19 protein-coding genes are annotated in these 20,402 nt (G+C 37.5%); 9 read left to right on the top strand and 10 right to left on the bottom strand.

Translation table 11 applies throughout. The features are described 5' to 3' along the window. Positions 1–28: 28 nt before the first annotated feature. The 4 genes from ODZ84_RS13550 to ODZ84_RS13535 all read right to left on the bottom strand — a co-directional run bounded on the left by ODZ84_RS13550 (position 29) and on the right by ODZ84_RS13535 (position 6,917). Entirely contained in the window at positions 29–2,182 is a 2,154-nt protein-coding gene (locus ODZ84_RS13550; protein WP_266172893.1) for a TonB-dependent siderophore receptor, read from the bottom strand. A 151-nt stretch (positions 2,183–2,333) separates the two neighbouring features. Next, positions 2,334–5,408, bottom strand: coding sequence for a preprotein translocase subunit SecA (gene secA / locus ODZ84_RS13545; protein ID WP_266172892.1), 3,075 nt, complete (start codon positions 5,406–5,408; stop codon positions 2,334–2,336). Between the two features lie 124 nt (positions 5,409–5,532). Next, a complete protein-coding gene (locus ODZ84_RS13540) occupies positions 5,533–5,754 on the bottom strand; it encodes a DUF2795 domain-containing protein (protein ID WP_027382805.1) in 222 nt (73 codons plus the stop codon). A 140-nt stretch (positions 5,755–5,894) separates the two neighbouring features. After that, a complete protein-coding gene (locus ODZ84_RS13535) occupies positions 5,895–6,917 on the bottom strand; it encodes a GDP-mannose 4,6-dehydratase (protein ID WP_266172882.1) in 1,023 nt (340 codons plus the stop codon). Positions 6,918–7,006: 89 nt separating this feature from the next. Between ODZ84_RS13535 and ODZ84_RS13530 the strand changes: the two genes are divergently transcribed. Together ODZ84_RS13530 and ODZ84_RS13525 are read left to right on the top strand one after the other, a co-directional pair. Continuing rightward, the gene (locus ODZ84_RS13530) at positions 7,007–7,804 is read left to right on the top strand and encodes a DUF2797 domain-containing protein (protein ID WP_266172881.1); all 798 of its coding nucleotides are present in this window, start codon (positions 7,007–7,009) and stop codon (positions 7,802–7,804) included. A 38-nt stretch (positions 7,805–7,842) separates the two neighbouring features. Next, the gene (locus tag ODZ84_RS13525; protein WP_266172880.1) at positions 7,843–10,458 is read left to right on the top strand and encodes a hypothetical protein; all 2,616 of its coding nucleotides are present in this window, start codon (positions 7,843–7,845) and stop codon (positions 10,456–10,458) included. Positions 10,459–10,521: 63 nt separating this feature from the next. Here ODZ84_RS13525 and ODZ84_RS13520 read toward each other — a convergent pair whose 3' ends face one another. Then, complete coding sequence (locus ODZ84_RS13520; protein WP_266172879.1) at positions 10,522–10,869, bottom strand: hypothetical protein; 348 nt, start codon at positions 10,867–10,869, stop codon at positions 10,522–10,524. A gap of 151 nt (positions 10,870–11,020) precedes the next feature. Here ODZ84_RS13520 and ODZ84_RS13515 point away from each other — a divergent pair, with 151 nt between their 5' ends. Next, positions 11,021–11,215, top strand: coding sequence for a hypothetical protein (locus tag ODZ84_RS13515; protein ID WP_266172878.1), 195 nt, complete (start codon positions 11,021–11,023; stop codon positions 11,213–11,215). Positions 11,216–11,330: 115 nt separating this feature from the next. Then, positions 11,331–12,377 (top strand): PA0069 family radical SAM protein, encoded by a 1,047-nt coding sequence (locus ODZ84_RS13510; protein ID WP_266172876.1) that lies wholly within the window; start codon positions 11,331–11,333, stop codon positions 12,375–12,377. Positions 12,378–12,459: 82 nt separating this feature from the next. On the opposite strand, the gene ODZ84_RS13505 is transcribed toward ODZ84_RS13510, so the two are convergent. Both ODZ84_RS13505 and ODZ84_RS13500 read right to left on the bottom strand, forming a co-directional pair. Beyond that, positions 12,460–12,630: a bacteriocin-like protein gene (locus ODZ84_RS13505; RefSeq protein WP_266172875.1), complete on the bottom strand. Its 171-nt coding sequence runs from the start codon at positions 12,628–12,630 to the stop codon at positions 12,460–12,462. A gap of 79 nt (positions 12,631–12,709) precedes the next feature. Then, positions 12,710–12,871: a bacteriocin-like protein gene (locus tag ODZ84_RS13500; protein ID WP_266172874.1), complete on the bottom strand. Its 162-nt coding sequence runs from the start codon at positions 12,869–12,871 to the stop codon at positions 12,710–12,712. 232 nt (positions 12,872–13,103) lie between these two features. Here ODZ84_RS13500 and ODZ84_RS13495 point away from each other — a divergent pair, with 232 nt between their 5' ends. Continuing rightward, entirely contained in the window at positions 13,104–13,376 is a 273-nt protein-coding gene (locus ODZ84_RS13495; RefSeq protein ID WP_266172873.1) for a hypothetical protein, read from the top strand. 61 nt (positions 13,377–13,437) lie between these two features. Here ODZ84_RS13495 and ODZ84_RS13490 read toward each other — a convergent pair whose 3' ends face one another. After that, a complete protein-coding gene (locus ODZ84_RS13490; protein WP_266172872.1) occupies positions 13,438–14,388 on the bottom strand; it encodes an isopenicillin N synthase family dioxygenase in 951 nt (316 codons plus the stop codon). Between the two features lie 86 nt (positions 14,389–14,474). On the opposite strand from ODZ84_RS13490, the gene menD reads away from it, so the two are divergent. Then, positions 14,475–16,154, top strand: coding sequence for a 2-succinyl-5-enolpyruvyl-6-hydroxy-3-cyclohexene-1-carboxylic-acid synthase (menD, locus tag ODZ84_RS13485; RefSeq protein ID WP_266172871.1), 1,680 nt, complete (start codon positions 14,475–14,477; stop codon positions 16,152–16,154). On the opposite strand, the gene ODZ84_RS13480 is transcribed toward menD, so the two are convergent. Next, the gene (locus ODZ84_RS13480; protein WP_266172869.1) at positions 16,151–16,777 is read right to left on the bottom strand and encodes an aminotransferase class IV; all 627 of its coding nucleotides are present in this window, start codon (positions 16,775–16,777) and stop codon (positions 16,151–16,153) included. The two genes, menD and ODZ84_RS13480, sit on opposite strands and share 4 nt — an antisense overlap. After that, positions 16,761–17,738, bottom strand: coding sequence for an aminodeoxychorismate synthase component I (locus ODZ84_RS13475; RefSeq protein WP_266172868.1), 978 nt, complete (start codon positions 17,736–17,738; stop codon positions 16,761–16,763). The genes ODZ84_RS13480 and ODZ84_RS13475 overlap by 17 nt, the downstream gene beginning before the upstream one ends. Positions 17,739–17,788: 50 nt before the next feature. Between ODZ84_RS13475 and ODZ84_RS13470 the strand changes: the two genes are divergently transcribed. The 3 genes from ODZ84_RS13470 to ODZ84_RS13460 all read left to right on the top strand — a co-directional run bounded on the left by ODZ84_RS13470 (position 17,789) and on the right by ODZ84_RS13460 (position 20,397). Next, on the top strand, positions 17,789–18,511 hold the full coding sequence (locus tag ODZ84_RS13470) for a hypothetical protein (RefSeq protein WP_266172867.1): 723 nt from the start codon (positions 17,789–17,791) through the stop codon (positions 18,509–18,511). 72 nt (positions 18,512–18,583) lie between these two features. Then, the gene (locus tag ODZ84_RS13465; protein ID WP_266172866.1) at positions 18,584–19,312 is read left to right on the top strand and encodes a beta-carotene 15,15'-monooxygenase; all 729 of its coding nucleotides are present in this window, start codon (positions 18,584–18,586) and stop codon (positions 19,310–19,312) included. Beyond that, positions 19,312–20,397, top strand: a complete 1,086-nt coding sequence (locus ODZ84_RS13460; protein ID WP_266172865.1) for an AI-2E family transporter — start codon at positions 19,312–19,314, stop codon at positions 20,395–20,397. Before ODZ84_RS13465 ends, ODZ84_RS13460 begins: the two co-directional genes overlap by 1 nt. Positions 20,398–20,402 lie beyond the last annotated feature (5 nt).

Genomic DNA, 20,402 nt, shown 5'->3' with positions numbered 1-20,402 from the left:
TAACCTTGTAGGGGTTAACTTTTGTATATTAAAATTTGTATCCTATTGATAATCTAAAGTTTCGTGGAGCTTCCGCCTGATAGTAGTAGCCTCCTCTCTGCGTATTATCTGTCATGGTAAAGTTGATGCTGCTTCCACTATATAGGTATCTGTTGAAAACATTAAATACATTCATGCCAACCCGGAATTTTGTATTCTCCCAGGAAAGACCGGCATCAAATTTCAAATAGTCATTCATTTCCAGCGGAGCATTTGTACTTCCCCAATTCCAACTGCTTCTCCCTCCTAAGAAAGTTCCTCCAAAACTTAATCCGAATCCTTCTAAATCACCTTGTGTAAAGGTATAATTTAACCAACCATTTACGGTGTGTTTTGCATATCCCGGAACTTTGTCTCCTTTATTGGCTAATGGAGTAGTCTCTACAAATTTATTTTCTGTAAATGCATAATTAAAAATAGCATTGAACCCTTTAGTAATTTCCCCTTTTAAGTCAAATTCGGCTCCTTGTACTCTTGTTTTTCCAAGGAATATTGAAAACATTCCATTCGGATCTGTTGGATCTGTGCCGATTGCATTATTTTTATTGATGTTATATAGAGATAATGTCGTGTTCCATTTTCCTCCGAACCAGTCTTTTTTAGCACCAACTTCAAAATTGTTCCCAGTAATAGGTTTTGCAGTTGTTCCGTCTCTGAATAATCCGGATTGCGGTGAGAATGCCTGATCATACAATGCGTAGACAGACATATCTGTATCGATAGAATAGCTTAAACCAATACGGGGAGTAATTCTGTTCGCTTCAGTTTTTGTTCCGTAACTGTTTTCTTTTACATTGGTGTACCTTGCTGCAAGAGTTAATCTTAAGGCATCGTTGAAGAAGCCTAATTCGTCCTGTAAATATACCCCTGTATATTCCTGTTCAATAGTGCCGTAAGGGGTGGCTCTTTCCAGAAGAGATTTTCCCTCATTATTAAAATGTGGATAATTTACAACTCCTTGATATACTGCAGAATTAAGATCAAAAGGTTTATCAACAGTATCCAGTGGGCCGCTCTCAGACCAATCTGCTAAGTATTTTTTAGAGCCCATATCAAGGCCTGCAAGAATCTTATGAGAAACTGATCCTGTTTTTGCATATCCGTTCAGAAATGCCTGGCCAAACTTCATAACATTGCTTGCTTCCCAGAAATTTAATGTTCTGATAAATTGTGTGTTTGAAATAAATTGTCCTGGCCAGATATCGCTACCCATAGTATATTCATTCACATACGTCAATTGAGTAGTTAATTTCCAGTTTTCATTGAATTTATGTTGGAGATTTACATTTACTGTATTATTTGTGACATTGGTAGGATCAATTCCAGGATCGGTCACTGTAAATTCTACAGGTTTTGTTCCGTATCCTTCAAAGCTATAAACATATGCGGAACCTACTTCAGACATCTTAGCCTTTTGATAGATGTATTCTGCAGTAAGGGTTGTTTTATCTGTAAGATTTACTTTTAATGAAGGATTTATGATATATCTGTCATTAAATTCATAGTCTCTGAAACTTTTTTTATTCTGAGCCATTAAATTCAATCTAAAAGCAATCTTGTCGGTAATTTTGGTGTCAATATCAGTTTCTCCTCTGTACATATTGTAACTTCCAAGAGTAATTCTGGCTGAGCCGTTTAAAGATTGTCCGGTAGGCTTTTTGGTTACAATATTATAAATACCGCTTGGTTCACCATTTGACATCAAGAAACCAGCCGGTCCTTTGATAAATTCGATGTGATCTACAAACGACATATCTTCACTTAGTGGTCCCCAGTTTGAAGTAACATTTACTCCATTCATAAAAGCTGATGCTCTGGAACCTCTCATATTTACTCTGGTGTACATATCTCCCCAGTGCTCCAGCCTTTGTGCTCCAGCAACGTTTCTAAGAACACCATCACTCATTGTAGTTACCTGCTGATCTTCCAATGCCCTGTTGGTAATGATGGAAACGTTTTGTGGAATCTTAATTAATTCTTCATCCAGACGCATCGAAGAAGATCCTTCTTTTTCTACATATTTCTTGTAATATTTTCCATTAACCACTACTTCTTCAATATCATTTGATTTAACAGAATCCTTTTCCTGCGAAAACGCTAGTATAGACCCCAACAGTGAGGCACAGATCAGTACATTTTTCATGAAACTCAAAATTTCTGCAAATATATTGTTTTTAATTATTCTAAATTAGAAATGAAATTGATATTTATCATGTAATTAGTATACATTAAATAAGAAAAACCCGCAACAATCTGTATTGATGCGGGTTCTGTATGATAAATTATTATTTTTCCTAGGCAGGAATTTCTCCTTTGTAGAGGAATGAAATAATTTCTTTATTTAATTTGTCGATCATTTCGCTGAATAAGTGGAAAGATTCCTGTTTGTAAATTACCAGAGGATCTTTCTGCTCATAAACAGCTCCCTGAGAAGATCTTCTCAGATCATCCATTTCACGAAGGTGAAGTTTCCAGTTCTCGTCGATAATTGATAAGGTGATATTCTTCTCAAAATCATTAACAAGACTTTCACATTTTGTATCGAATGCTTCCTTCAGATCCGCTACGATGGTCATTGTTTTGTGACCATCTGTGAAAGGAACCTGGATCATTTTGAACATTGAACCCTGAGTCTGATACACATTCTCAATAATAGGGAATGACTTTTCCTTCAACAGGTTCAGCTTCATCTGGTAATCTTCCTGAGCCGCTTTAAATAGAATATTCGTCAGTTCAGGAATTTGCTTATTGCCAAAATCGCTTTCTGAAACCGGTGATTCCATGGTGAAAGTTTTGATGATCTCGTATTCAAAATCTTTATAATTTCCGTTTGCCTTTCCTTTGGTAACAATAGAGTTGGCAACATCGAAAATCATATTGGTGATATCATATTTCAAATGGTCTCCGAACAGAGCATTCTTTCTTCTTTTGTAGATTACATCACGCTGCTTATTCATAACATCATCGTACTCAAGAAGTCTTTTTCTCGTACCGAAGTTGTTCTCTTCCACTTTTTTCTGTGCTCTTTCGATAGACTTACTGATCATAGAATGCTGTATAACTTCACCTTCTTTATGACCCATTCTGTCCATCATTTTAGCAATTCTTTCAGAACCGAATAGACGCATCAGGTTATCCTCCAGAGAAACATAGAACTGAGAACTTCCCGGATCTCCCTGACGTCCTGCTCTACCTCTCAACTGTCTGTCAACACGTCTTGAATCGTGTCTTTCTGTACCGATAATCGCTAAACCACCGGCTTCTTTTACTTCCTTGGAAAGCTTGATGTCGGTACCACGACCTGCCATATTGGTGGCAATCGTTACCACTCCAGGCTGACCTGCTCCGGCAACGATCTCAGCTTCTTTTTTATGAAGCTTAGCATTCAGTACCTGGTGCGGAATCTTTCTTAATTGAAGCGCTTTTGAGAGCAACTGTGAGATCTCAACAGAGGTCGTACCCACCAAAACAGGTCTTTTTGCTGATGTTAATCTTTCAATTTCTTCAATTACTGCATTGTATTTTTCTCTGTTGGTTTTGAAAACCAAATCCTGTTTGTCATGTCTCAAAATCGGACGGTTGGTAGGAATTACCACTACATCCAGTTTATAAATTTCCCAAAGCTCACCCGCTTCTGTTTCAGCAGTACCTGTCATCCCCGCAAGCTTATTGTACATACGGAAATAATTCTGAAGGGTAACAGTGGCAAAAGTCTGGGTTGCCGCTTCGATCTTTACATTTTCTTTAGCTTCGATTGCCTGGTGAAGACCGTCTGAATAACGTCTTCCTTCCATGATACGGCCGGTCTGCTCATCAACGATTTTTACTTCACCGTCAATAACGACATACTCATCGTCTTTTTCAAACAAAGTGTACGCTTTAAGAAGCTGACTCATCGTGTGAACACGCTCAGATTTTTCAGCAAATTCTGCAAAAAGTTTTTCCTTCGCTTCAAATTCTTCTTCTTTAGATAAGTTTTTAGCTTCCACTTCAGCAATTTCAGTTCCGATATCCGGAAGAACAAAGAAGTTAGCATCAGAATTTCCCTGGGACATGTATTCAACACCTTTGTCCGTCAGGTCAACCTGATTGTTTTTTTCTTCAATAACGAAGTAAAGATCCTTATCTACGATCGGCATATCGCGGTTGTTGTCCTGCATATACTGAGCTTCAACTTTCTGAAGCAATGCACGGTTCCCGCTTTCTGATAAAAATTTGATTAACTGTCTGTTCTTAGGAAGACCTCTGTAAGCCTGAAGTAATTTAAATCCTCCTTCTTTTGTCTTTCCTGCAGCAATTAGCTTTTTAGCCTCATTAAAAATGGCAGAAACGGTCTTTTTCTGAACGTCAACAATTCTGTCGATAGAAGGTTTTAAAACATCAAATTCCTGTCGGTCACCCTGAGGAACCGGACCGGAAATAATCAAAGGTGTTCTCGCATCATCTACCAAAACGGAGTCTACCTCATCTACGATCGCAAAGTTCAGTTCTCTCTGTACCAGTTCTGAAGGAGAAGTTACCATATTATCTCTCAGATAATCGAAACCGAATTCGTTATTCGTTCCGTAGGTAATGTCTGAATTATAGGCTTTTCTTCTTCCGTCTGAGTTAGGCTGGTGATTATCGATACAGTCGATGCTCATTCCGTGGAACTGATACAATGGTCCCATCCATGCCGAGTCTCTTTTGGCAAGATAGTCATTTACGGTTACCACATGTACCCCTCTCGCAGGAAGGGCATTTAAGAAAATAGGAAGGGTTCCTACCAGGGTTTTACCTTCACCAGTGGCCATCTCGGCAATTTTACCACTGTGAAGAATAACCCCACCGATAAACTGAACATCATAATGTACCATATCCCAGTGTACAGGAGTTCCGGCAGCATCCCATGAGTTTTTCCAAACGGCTTGATCTCCCTGAATTTCTACGAAATCTTTCCCCATACCGGCCAGTTGCCTGTCCCAGTCAGAGGCTTTCACACGGATTTCTCCGTTTTGCGCCCATCTTCTTGCCGTTTCTTTTACTAATGCAAAAACTTCAGGAAGAATCTGGAGAAGAACTTTTTCTTCAATTTCGTATGATTCTTTTTTTAGAGTCTCAATTTTTGAAAAAAGAGCTTCTTTTTCGTCTACATTGGTAGAGTTTTTTATCTGCTCTTTAATCTGTTCTATTTGAGCTGTGATTTTGCTGGTTGCAGATTTAATATTTTCTTTAAACTCAGCAGTTTTCTCTCTTAAACCATCATCAGACAATTGCTGAATGTTGGGTTCAACAGCTTTGATTTTTGTTACAACTTTTTTTACTTCTTTCAGGTCCTGCGCTTTCTTGTCTCCCAAAAACCCCTTAAGAACTTTGTTTAAAAAACTCATAAATTTTTTACTTTATGCCTAAAGCGATATACTTTAAGCGTTTTTAATAACACTTAACGTGCAGATTTAATATTTAAAAAGGGCAAAAAAGCTCTAAGCTGTTGCCTAAAGCTTAATGCTTTAATTAATATTCGTCTTCGTTCCAAAGATAATCTTCGTCCGTAGGATAGTCGCTCCAAATCTCGTCAATTGCATCATAGATTTCTCCTTCATCTTCGATGGCCTGAAGATTTTCTACCACTTCCATAGGTGCACCAGTTCTGATGGCATAGTCGATAAGCTCTGCTTTTGTCATTGGCCAAGGGGCGTCACTTAGGTATGAAGCTAATTCTAATGTCCAGTACATAATTTTTAATTTTTTGCAAAAGTATAAAATTAGCTTATATTATATGCTTTTTTATACTTGATTTTCAACTCTTTTTATAAAATTTCGTTCATGGTACGTCATAAAAAGCCTGCCGGCAGTGTTCTGTAACGCACTTGCTGTCACTTTCTCAAAAACCATTCCACAAATTTTTTTATGCCATTTTGGAAGTTGGTGTCAGGTTTATAGCCAATTAATGTCCTGGCTTTGGTAATATCGGCATTGGTTTTCTGGACATCCCCGGGTTGTAATGGCAGATTTTTTCGGATGGCAGATTTTCCTAGCGTATTTTCAATCGTCGAGAGCATTTCATTTAAATTGATGACCTGACTTTCACCTAAATTAATGATTTCGTAAACCCCGGAATGTGTTTCCAGATATTGTAAAGATTTGGTAATGCCATCGATAATATCATCAATAAAAGTATAATCCCTTGCGGTAGTCCCGTCACCGTAAAATGGGATTTCCTCGTCTTGGGAAATTAATTTTGTGAATTTGTGAATGGCCAGATCCGGCCTTTGTCTTGGCCCGTAAACAGTAAAGAACCTCAGCTGAATCATATCAATAGCATATAACTGATGGTACACATGACCTAAAACTTCACCACATTTTTTAGTAGCGGCGTACGGAGAAATAGGATTGTCTACATTATCTGTTTCTGCAAAAGGGACTTTTTCGTTGTTTCCGTAAACACTCGAAGACGATGCACAAATAAATTTTCTGATATTGAATTGATGACAAAGCTCCCAGAGGTTCATGGTGCCCCGGATGTTCACTTCTTCATATTCAAGAGGTCTTTCGATGGAGGGTCGAACGCCGGCTAAAGCAGCCAGGTGAATCACCAGATCTATACTGTGATTTTTGAAAATCTGTTCGAGGCCTTCTTTATCACGGATATCCTGATAATAAAGTGTATAATGGGATGATTTTGACAGTGAAACAAGGGTCTGAATGTCATTTTCTTTATCAGTATACTCAAAATCCGAAATTTCACTTATAGATTCTAAAGTATTTTTGATTTTAATCTGATGACTGTAGAAGTTATCAAAATTGTCAATGTTAATGACAGAATGTCCATTTTTTAATAATTGTTCAACCAAATGGGAACCAATAAAACCGCTTCCGCCGGTTACAAGATAATTCATCTGTATTTTTTTCTTATTACAAAAATATAAATTTACTTTGTGAAAAATATAATCATTAAATTTACTTAAAAAAGTAATACAAATTTAATATGCAGTTTCAAGGGCAAATTTTAAAAATGATCAGTTTCGATGATCAACCCATTCAATATTATCTTAATCTTTCCGGAGATCTGATTCATATGAATGAATTGTTCGGAAAAGAATTGACGGTAAAGCATATAGGGTTTCAGTGTGTGAATTGTGGTGAGGATAAACCGGTGTACAGAATGGGATTTTGCAAAAACTGTTTTTTTGAAAGTCCGTATGCGAGTGATACCATCATTCGTCCCGAACTTTCAACGGCACATCTCGGAGTTGCTGAGCGCGACCTGGAAGTAGAAAAAGAAATGCAGCTTCAGCCGCACACGGTTTATCTTGCTTATACCGGAGAAGTAAAAGTTGGGGTGACCAGGAACACCCAGATCCCTACAAGGTGGATCGATCAGGGGGCTACTTTTGCTTTGCCTATTGCCAGAACCGAAAACCGTTACGAAGCCGGGATGATAGAAGTTGCTTTAAAGCAGCATGTACCGGACAAGACAAACTGGAGAAAAATGCTGCAGGATGATTATGAAGATGAAATAGATTTAATTGATTTTCAACAAAAAATCAAAGAATATTTTCCTGATGATTTTCAAAAATTCTACAGTGAAGGCGAAAAGGTATGGAAATTTGATTTTCCATACGACAAACCTGAAAAAATAGCGTCATTTACCTTAGATAAAAAACCTGAATTTACAGGCAGACTCGTAGGAATTAAAGGACAGTATCTGAGTTTCGACGGAGGAAACTTTATCAATGTGCGAGGACATGAAGGATATAAAATTGAGCTGAATGTGAAAAATTAGTATTATATTTATGTATTAAATAAGAACCAATTCACAAAATGAAAACATGGGTTAAAAGGCTTTGGATAAGTCTGGGAGTCTTATTTGTCATTCTGCTGCTGGCAAATTTCGGACTTAATATCTGGCTTAAAACCCAGCTTCCTGATTATATAAGGAAAAATACGGATTATAAGGTTTCCTACAAGATTCTGGAAGTTGACCTTATGTCCGGAAATATCCTTTCTACAGGAATTTCCGTTAACAGTAAAAACCCTCAAAACATCAGTGTAATTGGGCTCCAGGGTACTATTGATACCTTAAAGATAAGCCGGTTTGGAATTTATGATGCAGTCTTTAATAAGCAGATCAATTCGTCTGATCTCCTGCTATCCAGGCCCAATCTGAATGTCATTCTTGCCAAGCCTATTGACCAGAAAACAGGAAAAAAAAGAAATCCGGTGCTGTTTAAAAATATCAGGATCAGTAAAGGATCCATAAGTGTTTTCAGGCACACCAAGCAAAAGTTACTGTCAGTTCAGGATCTGGATTTATTTGTTGAAAATCTACAGATGACTGAAGAATCTGTAGAAAATAAATTGCCGGTTATCTTTGATAAATATGATATCAGGGGAAAACATTTTTTCTTCCGTCCTGATCCGGTGTATGCATTAACGATCAACAGGATATCAACGGCTAACGGACAGATGCTTGTCCAGGGTTTCAGGCTGATTCCATTATTGAATATAAATCAGCTAAAAAGATTTTACCCAAAGAGAACAAAACTTTTTCAATTTGATATTCCGAAAATGGAATTTAAGGATATTGTACTGAATAACAATAAGGTGTCACTTGCCAATGTTAATTTTGAAAATCCTGACCTGTTAATATATAATACCAATGCTGTTTCTCTGAAATCAGCAAAACCTCTTGATTTTGAAATGAATCTGGATGATGTTAAACTAAATAATGCCACCGTTCAGATTATAAAGCCCGATGGGAATAAGCTGTTTACTGCCAAAAGCCTTAACTTAAATATCAATAAACTGAGGTTTGACAAAAAAACGAGAGACCAGGTGATTCCGGTGGGATATCAAAGTTTTCAGTTTGCCGGAAAAGACATTTTATACTCTAATCATCAGGATTTTAGGGTTGAACGTGTTGCGGTTAATCAAAAAGGTGGTGAACTGAGAAATATTTCCGTTATTTCTACTCCGGCGGATCCGCTAAAAAAATCTACGGATTTTAAGACACGTCTCGTTGCCTTTAATATTAATACATTAGAAGTTGTCAATAAAAAACTGAATCTTGACATTAAAGATGTTTTAGTGGACAATGTAAGCGGAACTTTGGCAGCTCCGGAGCGTAAAGTGAAAAAAACGACGGGAGAAAATAAAATAAATTCAGTTTTAGTAAGGAATATCTCGCTTAAAAACTCAAATATTATTTATACTAGCGAAAACGGGCCTCTCGTTCTTAATAACCTGAATGCGAAAATTAATGATTTTCAGCTTGCACCAAAGCAAAATAATAGCGGTCATACGGTCAAAATCGGAGATTATTCATTAACAGCCGGTAATTTTGCATACAAAACACGGTTTTATAATATGACGGCCGGACTTCTTGCATTGAATAGAAATAAAGTTCAGATTACCGGATTTGCCATGAAACCTCTTGTTTCAAGAGCCCAGTTCATTAAAATGATTCCGGTAGAAAGAGATTTATATGACATAAAAGCGCAGCAGATTACTGCACAGGGAAGTTGGGAACTGTTTTCGTCAGATAAATCTATCAGCGCCTCCCAGGTAACCGTTCAGGGAGCAGATGCCAATATTTTCAGGAGTAAAATTCCGAACGATGACCCGAAAGAAAAACCATTGTATTCCAGAATGCTGCGGTCTATAAAAATTCCGATGTTTATCAATAATCTGGATTTAAAGAATTCTGTCCTGGTTTATGAAGAAGACACTCCTGAGAGTGCGGGTCCGGGAAAGCTGACTTTCAGTAATTTTAATATGAATGTGAAAAATCTGAATTCGGCAAAGATGAAAGGAAAACCTACCCGGGTAGATATTAAAATTAACTGCTCGTTTATGAATTTGGCGCCGTTGTCTGTAAACTGGAATTTTGACGTGGCAGATCAGCGGGATTTATTTGCTATTTCCGGACGGGCGGCTCATCTTCCCGCACAGGGAATTAACCCTTTTATCCGGCCTTATCTTCACGTGACCGCTACTGGAACCATCAATGAAATGCTTTTTAATTTTAAAGGAAATCCTGCTGGTCTGAACGGAACATTTAATCTTAAAAATACAGATCTTAAAGTTACCATTCTCGATAAAAGTAACCGTGAGAAAAAGGGTTTCCTTACAGCTGTTGCCAATTTGGTTGTGAAATCGGATTCCGGAAAATTTCCCGAGTCAGTGGCAGTAGAAAAGATGGAGCGTGATCCTACCAAATCATTTTTCAATCTGTTCTGGAAAGGAATTCAGGACGGGTTAAAGCAAACGCTGATCGGGATTAATCTTAAAAAGACCGGGGATGCTGTGAAAAATACGGTTTCTACCGTAAAAAATATAAAACAACAAACGGCAAAAGAATTGAAACAGGATAAAAGCGGTTCAGAAACCGGACAGCAACAGCCCAATCCGAAAAAAGAAGAAAAAAAGGTTTCCTGAATGGAGTATTCAATAAAAAAGAAAAGTCCGAAACTGAATAATTCCGGACTTGATTATATAATTTTAAAAGTTAAATTCATCGCTTTCCTGAATCGGAATATCTCTTAAGAATTTATCAAATTCTTCACCGGGATAATTGCTGTGTGCTCCGTAAGAATCGATAATCATTCCCAAATTTCCGGAAGTGTCTTTCAAAACGTACAGAACGGCATTATCGTCAGGATTACTGTCACCCTCAAAACGGTATGTTTTTAAGATAATCAACTCATCAGGCTTATAATTTTTTTCAGAGTTCTCAAATTTCATTTCACAGTTTTCATTCATTCTGAACTCCCGGTGTATGCCTCTCTGTGCAAGTTTTGACATCACCTGGCTTAGGGTGGTCATTCTGTCATGATCTGTATTTTCCATAATAATATTTTTGTTAGTTACAACAATAATTAAACCATTTAAATAATAATATAGTCCCGGAAAACAATTTTAATGTTAACAAAAATTATAATGTAAAAAAATAAATTGGGTATGCTTTTTGCAATATTCAGGTTATTAAATCTTGCAAAATATGAAAAAAGAAGTTGGCGTTTTACTGGCGGGAGGAGTTGGGCTTCTGGCAGTATTAAGTATCATCGGAATTAGAAAGATATTAGATAAAAAGGATAAAAAATATAGTGATACCTATTCGGATTATTACAGACACTTCGATGATAAAAATCTGGACGATGAATATCACGGAGTAGAATTTTATGCATTGAAGTAGTAAAAAAATATATTCAATTATGTTTAGGTCCAGCACGATTACGGTGTTGGATTTTTTTATGGAAATTGTACTGTTCAAATTCGTATTTTAAAATATTCCGCTTTAATTTTACATGATGCAGAACGAAAAAATTATAAAAGGCCAGGGAGCTCAGCGAAATGTTGTTAACCGTTTCGATAAGTATACCTATGAGCCGGAAGATGATGATTTTGAAGCTGTAAAAACAACCTTCACCGAGATTTTTCCTAAAACAATTGTCAATAAGGTTAAAAGTGAAGACCTCCCCATGGAATATTCGATGAATCCATACCAAGGCTGTGAACATGGATGCGCTTATTGTTTTGCAAGACCTACCCATGAATATTGGGGATACAGTGCCGGAATTGATTTCGAAAGAAAAATCATGGTGAAAAAAAATGCACCAGAACTTTTAGAGAAATTTTTTCAGAAAAGAGGCTATCAGCCTGCCCCGATTTTACTTTCCGGAAATACAGACTGCTATCAGCCCGCAGAACGGCAGTTTGAAATTACAAAAAAACTGCTGCAGGTCTGTCTTGATTACCGCCATCCCGTTCATATCCTGACAAAAAATGCAATGGTTTTAAGGGATATTCCCATTCTGAAGCCCATGGCAGAGCAAAGTCTTGTTTCTGTATCATTAAGCATTCCTACGATAAATGAAGATCTGAGACGGAAAATAGAACCCAGAACAAGCTCAGCGAAAAATAAGCTGAAGGCCATTGAAATCCTTTCTGAAAATAAGGTTCCTGTACATGTAATGGTAGCACCGGTTATTCCGGGATTAAACAATGATGAGCCGCTGTCTATTTTAAGAGCAGTTTCAGATGCCGGTGCTCAGGGCTTTGGGTACACACTGGTAAGGCTGAATGATACGGTAGAGCCCGTCTTTATACAGTGGATCGAAAAAACTTTCCCTGACAGGGCGCAAAAAGTCTTAAATCTCATCCGCTCTATGCGAGGCGGAAATCTAGGCGAAAAAAGGTATTTTGACAGACAGAAAGGGGAAGGCAATATTGCAGAAATGATTCATACAACTTTTAAAATTGGAAGTAAAAAGTTTTTTGACGGTAAAGAATTTCCTAAGCTTTCCATTGCTGATTTCACAGGTGCGAAAGATCAGCAATTAAGATTGTTTGAATAATTTAAGATTCAAGGATTATATTTTGATAGTATAAGAAAACCATCCAAAAGGATGGTCGTTCATATATTTTGTCAGATGGTTTCTAGTGAATAACAGGATCTTCACCATCAGGACAAATAAATTCATTGCGGCACAATGCGCGGTAAGTAATTCCGTCACTGCATACATAAATACATTCTCCGGGAAAAGGATAACTTATTCCTCCGGAAACACTCTTCAATTTCTCTTTGGTTAGTTTCTTCAGATTTTTCATATTATTTTTAAGTTTGATTTATTATAAAATAAAACCCGTTTCAAAGAAAACGGGTTTTTATTCGGTCTGATTTTCAATCTTACATAGTATTATCCGGACATTTGAAATCATCACTGCAGGTAGCACAAACTACGGTACCGTTGCAGTAATACATGCAGAATTCTGGTTCAGGAAGTTTAATTCCTCCTGCTCCGGAGATGCTTTTTAATTGGCCTTTGTTTAGTTTTTTTAGATTTTTCATATTGTTTTAATTAAAATTTTGATAGTATGGTAAAGATAATTAAAAATATCATTACTCAGCTAAATATGGTATTTTTTTTCTTAAAAATTTTTTATGAAAATAAGGAAACATCTTTCTAATGCCAGGTTAAAGATCATTTGTAGCGAATAAAATATGGTAAAGTTGGATTATTAAATGAAAATGAGTAATTTTTAAACTAAATAAATTCTACCAAATACCAAAAAATAAAACCATGAAAAACATCAGAAAATTATCAAGAGAAGACAAGAAAAAAATTTCTGCAGGAGATCTGTCTCCGGCTTTCTGTATTGAAGGCGGCAGTCCCGGCACGGGAGGATGTTCAGACGGTCACATCTGTTCAGGAGGAAGATGTATCCCTTATGTTGATCCTGGAAATGGCGGCGGGGGCAGTGGTGGGGGAGGAGACTCCTATACTTGTATCTGTCCCTGGGGAACGTTTACCCAATCGACACCCTGTCCGGAATTTTATTGTATAACAGGTTAACCCTAAGTTAAATTAAAAACCTTATAGGTTCAAAGACCTATAAGGTTTTGTATATTATTAATTATTTTTTGATTAATCCTAATTCGATCAATCTTTCATGAAGAAATTCTCCCGCTGTTGTATCTTCATACAGCTTCGGGTTATTTTCATCGACACAGTTTTCAAGAGCATTTAATGACATTCCACTTACGGGATGCATAAAGAAAGGAATAGAGTACCTTGAAGTTCCCCATAATTCCCTGGGTGGGTTTACTACCCGGTGAATCGTGGATTTCAGTTTGTTATTGGTATGTCTCGAAAGCATATCTCCGACGTTAATCATCAATTCATCAGGCTCTGCAATGGCATCAATCCAGTCTCCGTTATGATTCTGTACCTGAAGGCCTTTCCCCTGAGAACCCATAAGCAGGGTAATCAGATTAATGTCCCCATGAGCAGCGGCTCTTACCGCATCATCCGGTTCTTCTGTAATGGGCGGATAATGAATAGGTCTCAGGATTGAATTTCCTTCCGCAATTTTGTCATCAAAATAAAATTCATCGAGCCCCAAATAAATAGCTAGAGCTCTTAAGACATACTGTCCTGTCTTTTCAAGCATCTGGTAAGTTTCCTTACCTACTTCGTTGAATTTTGGAAGTTCATCAACGATTACGTTGTCCGGATACTCACTTTTATATTGGGAATCATCAGACACATACTGTCCGAAATGCCAAAATTCTTTTAAGTCTCCTTTTTTGAAACCTTTTGCAGTCTCTTTACCGAATCCTACATATCCTCTCTGGCCACCAATTCCCGGAATTTCGTACTTCTGTTTCGTTTCCGTTGGAAGTTCAAAAAAGTTTTTTACCTCTCCATACAATTCACTCACCAGCTTATCGTCCAGGAAATGGCCTTTTAAGGCAACAAATCCGATTTCTTCATAAGCTTTTCCGATTTCATTTACAAATTTCTGTTTGCGTTCCGGGTCACCCGAAAGGAAATCACGCAGGTCTACACTAGGTATTTTGTCCATTTTTAGAAATTTAACGTAGCTGCAAAATTACAGTTTTTTAAATTAAATGTTTTTAGAATTAGGGATTTATAAACTAAATTTGTGATATGAAAAAATATTCTTCCAAAAGAAGTATTCAGATACTTGCCCATCTTCTCCAGCAGTACGGAATTTCAGATATTATTATTTCACCGGGATCAAGGAATGCGCCTTTAGCCATGCATTTTGCAGAAATGCCGGGAATTTTTCATGCTTATAGTATCGTTGACGAAAGAAGTGCAGCTTTTGTGGGAATGGGAATGGCGCTTAGTGAAAAAAAGCCGGTTGCTGTTACGTGCACCAGTGGTTCTGCGGCGGCCAATTATTATCCTGCCGTAACAGAAGCATTTTATCAGAATATTCCTCTTCTGATTCTGACGGCAGACCGGCCAACGGATTATGTGGATCTTTTTGACGGGCAGACGATCAGGCAGAATACTATTTTTCACCAGCATTCTTACGGAGATTTCCAGCTGTTGGAAGACAGTAAGGAGAATGCGGAAGATATTAATTTTGACATCATCAAAAAAGCGATAGAGCTCTGTTTTGAGAAACAGGGTCCTGTACACATCAATATTCCTTTAGAGGAGCCTCTGTATGAGTTGGTTTCGGAACTCCCTGCTTTCCCGACCGTAGAAAAAACAATCAGGCATAAAGAATACGAAATTCCTTCCAATCTTGTCGCGGAATGGAATACTTCTCACAGGATCATGATCCTTGTCGGAACAATGGATCATAGTCCCGAGCTTGAAAATCAGCTTACCCAATTGGTGAAAAATCATTCTGTGGTTGTTTTGAGTGAAGCGAATTCCAATCTGTATCACGAAAAATTTTTTAAGCATATCGACCGTTATATTTTTAATTTTACGGAAGAAGACTATAAAACCTATGCTCCGGATTTATTGATCACTGTAGGGCAAAACGTTGTTTCAAAAAAGGTAAAGCAGTTCTTAAGAAATGCACATCCAAAACAGCATTGGCACCTGGACGAGGTATGGCAGCCCGATACGTATTTTGCGCTGACAGAGAAAATCGAAATAAAGCCGGAGATTTTCTTTTCCAAGCTTCTGAAATTTGTAACACTGGAGCCTAAACCTTACTTTAATCTTTGGGATGTTTTAAAAGATAAAAAAGATGCCAAGCACGAGGTGTTTTTAAATAAAGTGGAATTCTCGGATTTTTATTTCTTTAATAAAAGTTCGCAGATGATTCCGGAGAATTACAATATCCATTTCAGTAACAGTTCGGCGATCAGGTATGCGCAGTTATTTGACTATGGTAAGAGAAGAATCTATTGTAACAGAGGAACAAGCGGGATAGACGGCTCTACCTCTACAGCAATGGGATTTGCTATTAAAAATGCCAACCCCACGTTGTTAATCACCGGAGATTTAAGCTTTTTCTATGACATAAACGGCCTTTGGAATCAGTATATTCCGCCGTTTGTGAGGATTATGATCTTTAACAACGGAGAAGGAAATATCTTTAAAATTATTCCGGGGCCCGGCAATGCCAACCCAAATACGCTGGACGAATTTATAGCTACCAAACATCATAAAAACGCAGAATATCTGGCCAAGCACTTTGGATTTTCCTATACAAAAGTGGATGAAGAAGCTACGCTTGACCGTGTTCTGGAGAACTTCTTCAAGCCGGACACCCAACCAAAAATATTAGAAGTCAATACGTATGGAAAGAACAGTGCCGATGTGCTGAAGGCTTACTTTGAGTTTATGAAAGAGAACTAAAGATCAAGATATTCGTCACTTCCCGGTAAGTTAATAATTTTATCAATAGGATAAATAAAGTTTTTGTCAAAGTCATTTAAAGAATTGATGAGCTGGAAATGAGAAAACTGCTTTATATTCTGTAAAGTGATCTCGGTTTCCTTAATCTCTTTCTGCTTTAAAAGACTTTGTCTCTGAACTCCGTTTAAAAGATAGGTGGATGGCGTGAACCATTCTTTACCTTTCAGAAACAAAAGGTTGGAGTAAGAGGTATCTGTGATATGATGATTCTTTACAATGATGATTTCTTCGGATCTGGATTTCATTTTCATCCTTTCCAGTTCCTTCCGGTCTTCAAATTTAAAAGAATAGTCAAAACTGTTGTTTTCCACCAGCTGGAAGTCTGCTATCTCAGGAATGGCATACGGAATCATCTGGGTACGGAATTTTTTGTCCAGATCATAGACAATTCTCAATTTGAACAGGCCGTCTTCATCATGTTCTAAATTTTTATAGATTTTAGCCAGATCAATAGAACCTTCTTTTCCAAAATGGGCAAAAGTCTGATTGACACGTTGCTGATGGAATTCAATCAGGAAAGTTTCCTGATCTTCTACTTTAATGCTTTCAATGAATTGGGACATAAATTTTATTTTTCATTTCCTGATATTCGTCTTCTAACGTACTCATGTGGGTGATGCCGCCGCCACTTTTGAAGTAGAGCTCATCGCCCTCTTTTTCAATAAAACGGATCATCACGCAGCTGTCAAGATTTTTACCGTCATACCAACCGCAGACACCGGTATAATAACCCCGGTCGTAGCCTTCAGCTTCAAGAATAATTTCCAGGGTTTTCGGCTTGGGAGCTCCTAAGATAGAACCGGCAGGAAGCAGTTTTTTCATAATACTTCCTACCCTTCCGTCAAATTCAGGTTTTATAATCCCGGATATTTCGGAACTCATGGCATATAAATCCTTTTGCTGTGTTTTGATAAAATCGATGTGCTGGAACTGATCAACTTTTACACCGTCTGCAACCATGCTCAGATCATTTCGAAGTAAATCTACTACCGTATAATGCTCGGCTTTTTCTTTCCTGTCGTTTTTCAGGATTTCTGCTGCATTATCAAGAGATGCATCGATGGTGCCCTTCATCGGATAGGTCAGAATTTTACCGTCCAGGATCTTTACAAAAGTTTCAGGAGAAAAAAATACGAAAAAATCTTTATAAAAAACTTTATATTTTGCAGTAGAATGATAAAAAATTTCTTCAAGGGAAAGATTGGTCTCAATTTTTGTTTTCCGGGTATAATTGACAAGATAAGAATTTCCAAGATGGATATTTTCCTGAACTCTGTCGAAGCCGATTTTAAAATTTTCCAACGTTTCAGGAAAGGACTTCCACTCTGTCTTTTTTGTAAGCCCATGAGTTTTTTTTATAGTTGAGAAGCCTTGAAAATCAATCATTAAGCCTGACTCTTCAATTTCTTCCTGTCTGAAGATCTCAATATTTTCTGTGAGAAAGTCGATAATAAAAAAATAGGGAACCTTCTGAAGGGAAAGTTCATCCATTTTCATAAATTTTTGATGATTCATTGAAAACATTCGACAAAAGTAATTATTGATGTTTACTTTTGCACAAAAAATTTTTTCAAATGCAGAATAATTATCCTCAGAAGCCGGGAATAAATTTAATGCTGAAGCAGGCATTTTACTACTGGAACAAAACACTGGTCTTTCAGTTAATGTTTTCCATTGTATATTTCGGTGTTTTTTTTACATCGGTCTTTTTCTTTGCTTCGAAGTACGGAATCTGGGATCAGCAGCAGGAATTGGTGGAAGCTTTTAAGATGAGTACGGAAGCGTACGTTCAGAAAGCGACCGAATTGGGACAGTCTGAGAATTCCCGCTACTTCAGTTATGCATTTTTAGGAACGATGGTTTTTCTGTATCCTCTGAACCTGGGATTGTTTAAAATTTTCAGAAAAGTAGATTTAAATGAGAAGATCGAACCCGGAGATCTGTTTGCTGGTTACAGCGGACTTAATTTTTTCAAATACATCGGGTATGCATTGTTTTGGTTTCTGGTGTATCATATGATTTTCGCCACGGTGATTTTGCCTGTAATTTGGATAATGGTTACTGTTTTTGTCGCGCCACTGATGTTTTTTATGGATAAGAGAATTTTTGAAGCTATTGCATTGAATTTTCAGGCTTTAAAAATGTTTTTTGTCGAAGTGCTGGTCTGCGTGATGGTGGCGTTCTTATTTAAATATATGGGATTTGCTCTCCTTTTCATTGGAGGACTTTTTACTTTTCCGTTCTGGAATGCGATAATTTATGCCATGTATAAAAATATTTTTTCTGAAAAAAGTTAAATTTAAAGGTGGTTTTAATGGATTTCTGCCAAAAAAGGTTTATTTTGGTGGTAACATTAAAAAATTTACACCATGTCAGAATTTAATGAATTTGACCAACAGGGGTCGGTCCCGAGCAGAGACACAGGGGCTATCATTTCTCACGCTTTTGAAATGTATAAGGGGGTTTTCCTTTATGCGATCGTTGCTATGATCATCTACCTTGTAGGTGGGTATGTTATTCAGTCGATCAGCGGTTTTAACTCTGCAGAGATGGCAGAAGAAATGCAGGGAGGCAACTATGATTATAACATCTGGGCAGCGCCAGGATTTACCGCGTATATGTCGTTATCATGGCTGTTTGGGCTTTTGCTGGCACCATTGTATGTGGGATTAATCTACATTGTCAACAAATTCAATACAAAAAGTCCTATTGAGTTTTCGGATTTGTTTATCGGCTACCGTCAGAATTTTGTAAACATTTTGATTTACAGCATTCTTTCCGGGATTATTTCCACTGTTGCAGCAGCACTCTGTTTCTTCCCGTTCTTTTTTGTGTATCCGTTACTGATGTTGGGTTATCCTATTTTGCTTTTCGAAAATGCATCTGCTACGGAGGCTCTCGGAAAGTCTTTCAATATTGCTAAAGAAAATTATGGTACGTTTTTAGGTACAACCCTTCTCGGATTTATCATTTCTGTTGCAGGAATTATCCTTTGCGGGATCGGGATTATTGTTACGGCTCCATTTATCATGGTCGTAATGTATTCTTTGTATTGCGCTTTTTTAGGAAAACCAAGACAAATACTATTTAATAAATAATGAATAACAAAGACAACCAGATAAGCAGTGTGACCATAAAGCAGGTTTCATTACTTGCCATTATTTTAGTGTTGGGAGGATTAATCTGTTTTAACCTGGCACTCTTCATACCTTCTGTGTTGGGGGCCATTACCATTTATGTAGTCTGCCGGAAGTATAATTTTTATCTTCAGGAAGAGAAAAAATGGAAGCCATGGCTTTCATCATGTGTGCTTATGTTTGCGAGTCTGGTTATTCTGATCTTACCGGTTTACTTCATAGCGGATTTATTGATTGAAAAATTTGGAAATGCCCAGGCGTATATGGATAAGTTCAATGTATTTCTGGAAAAAATCCATTCATATGTTTATTCAAAAGTAGGGTTCGACATTTTAAGTAAAGAGAATATGGGTAAGGTGAAAACTTTCGCAGGGCAGTTTTCAACCAAGGCATTGAGCGGTACTTTTAATACGCTTACCGTCATCCTGTCGATGTATTTCATTCTCTATTTTATGCTGGAGCAGCCCAGGCTTTTCGAAAGAATCCTGGCATCTTCTGCCCCGTTAAAAAGAGCAAACGTTTCTCTGATAGGGGAGAAGATGAGAAAACTGATCATGGCCAATGCGATAGGAATTCCTGTCGTTGCCTTAGGACAAGGGCTTGTCGGCCTGGTAGGATACTTCATTTTTGGAGCGCCCAGCCCTGTTTTATTGTTTGCGCTTACTTCAGCAGCTTCTATGATTCCTGTGGTGGGAGCAGCCATTGTTTATGTTCCGGTCTGTATTTTTATGATCGCAGAAGGAGATACCGGGCATGGACTTGGACTTGCAGCTTATTGTGTCATAATCGTTGGTCTTACCGATAATCTTCTTCGCTTTACGCTCTTAAAGAAACTGGAGGATATACATCCTTTAAACACAGTTTTTGGAATTATCATGGGCATGAATTTATTCGGTTTTATGGGATTGATCTTCGGCCCGATATTGATTTCTCTGACGCTTCTTCTGATCCAGGTCTACAGAAATGAATTTTCAGACGATGATACCCCTGAGCTGATGTTACCTGATAACGATGATGTAGAAGATAAAATCAATTTAATTGTATAAAATGG

The sequence above is a fragment of the Chryseobacterium fluminis genome, assembly GCF_026314945.1.
Lineage (GTDB): Bacteria > Bacteroidota > Bacteroidia > Flavobacteriales > Weeksellaceae > Chryseobacterium > Chryseobacterium fluminis.
The sequence above is the reverse complement of the archived record's forward strand: the minus strand, read 5'-3'. Positions and strand labels throughout refer to the sequence as shown.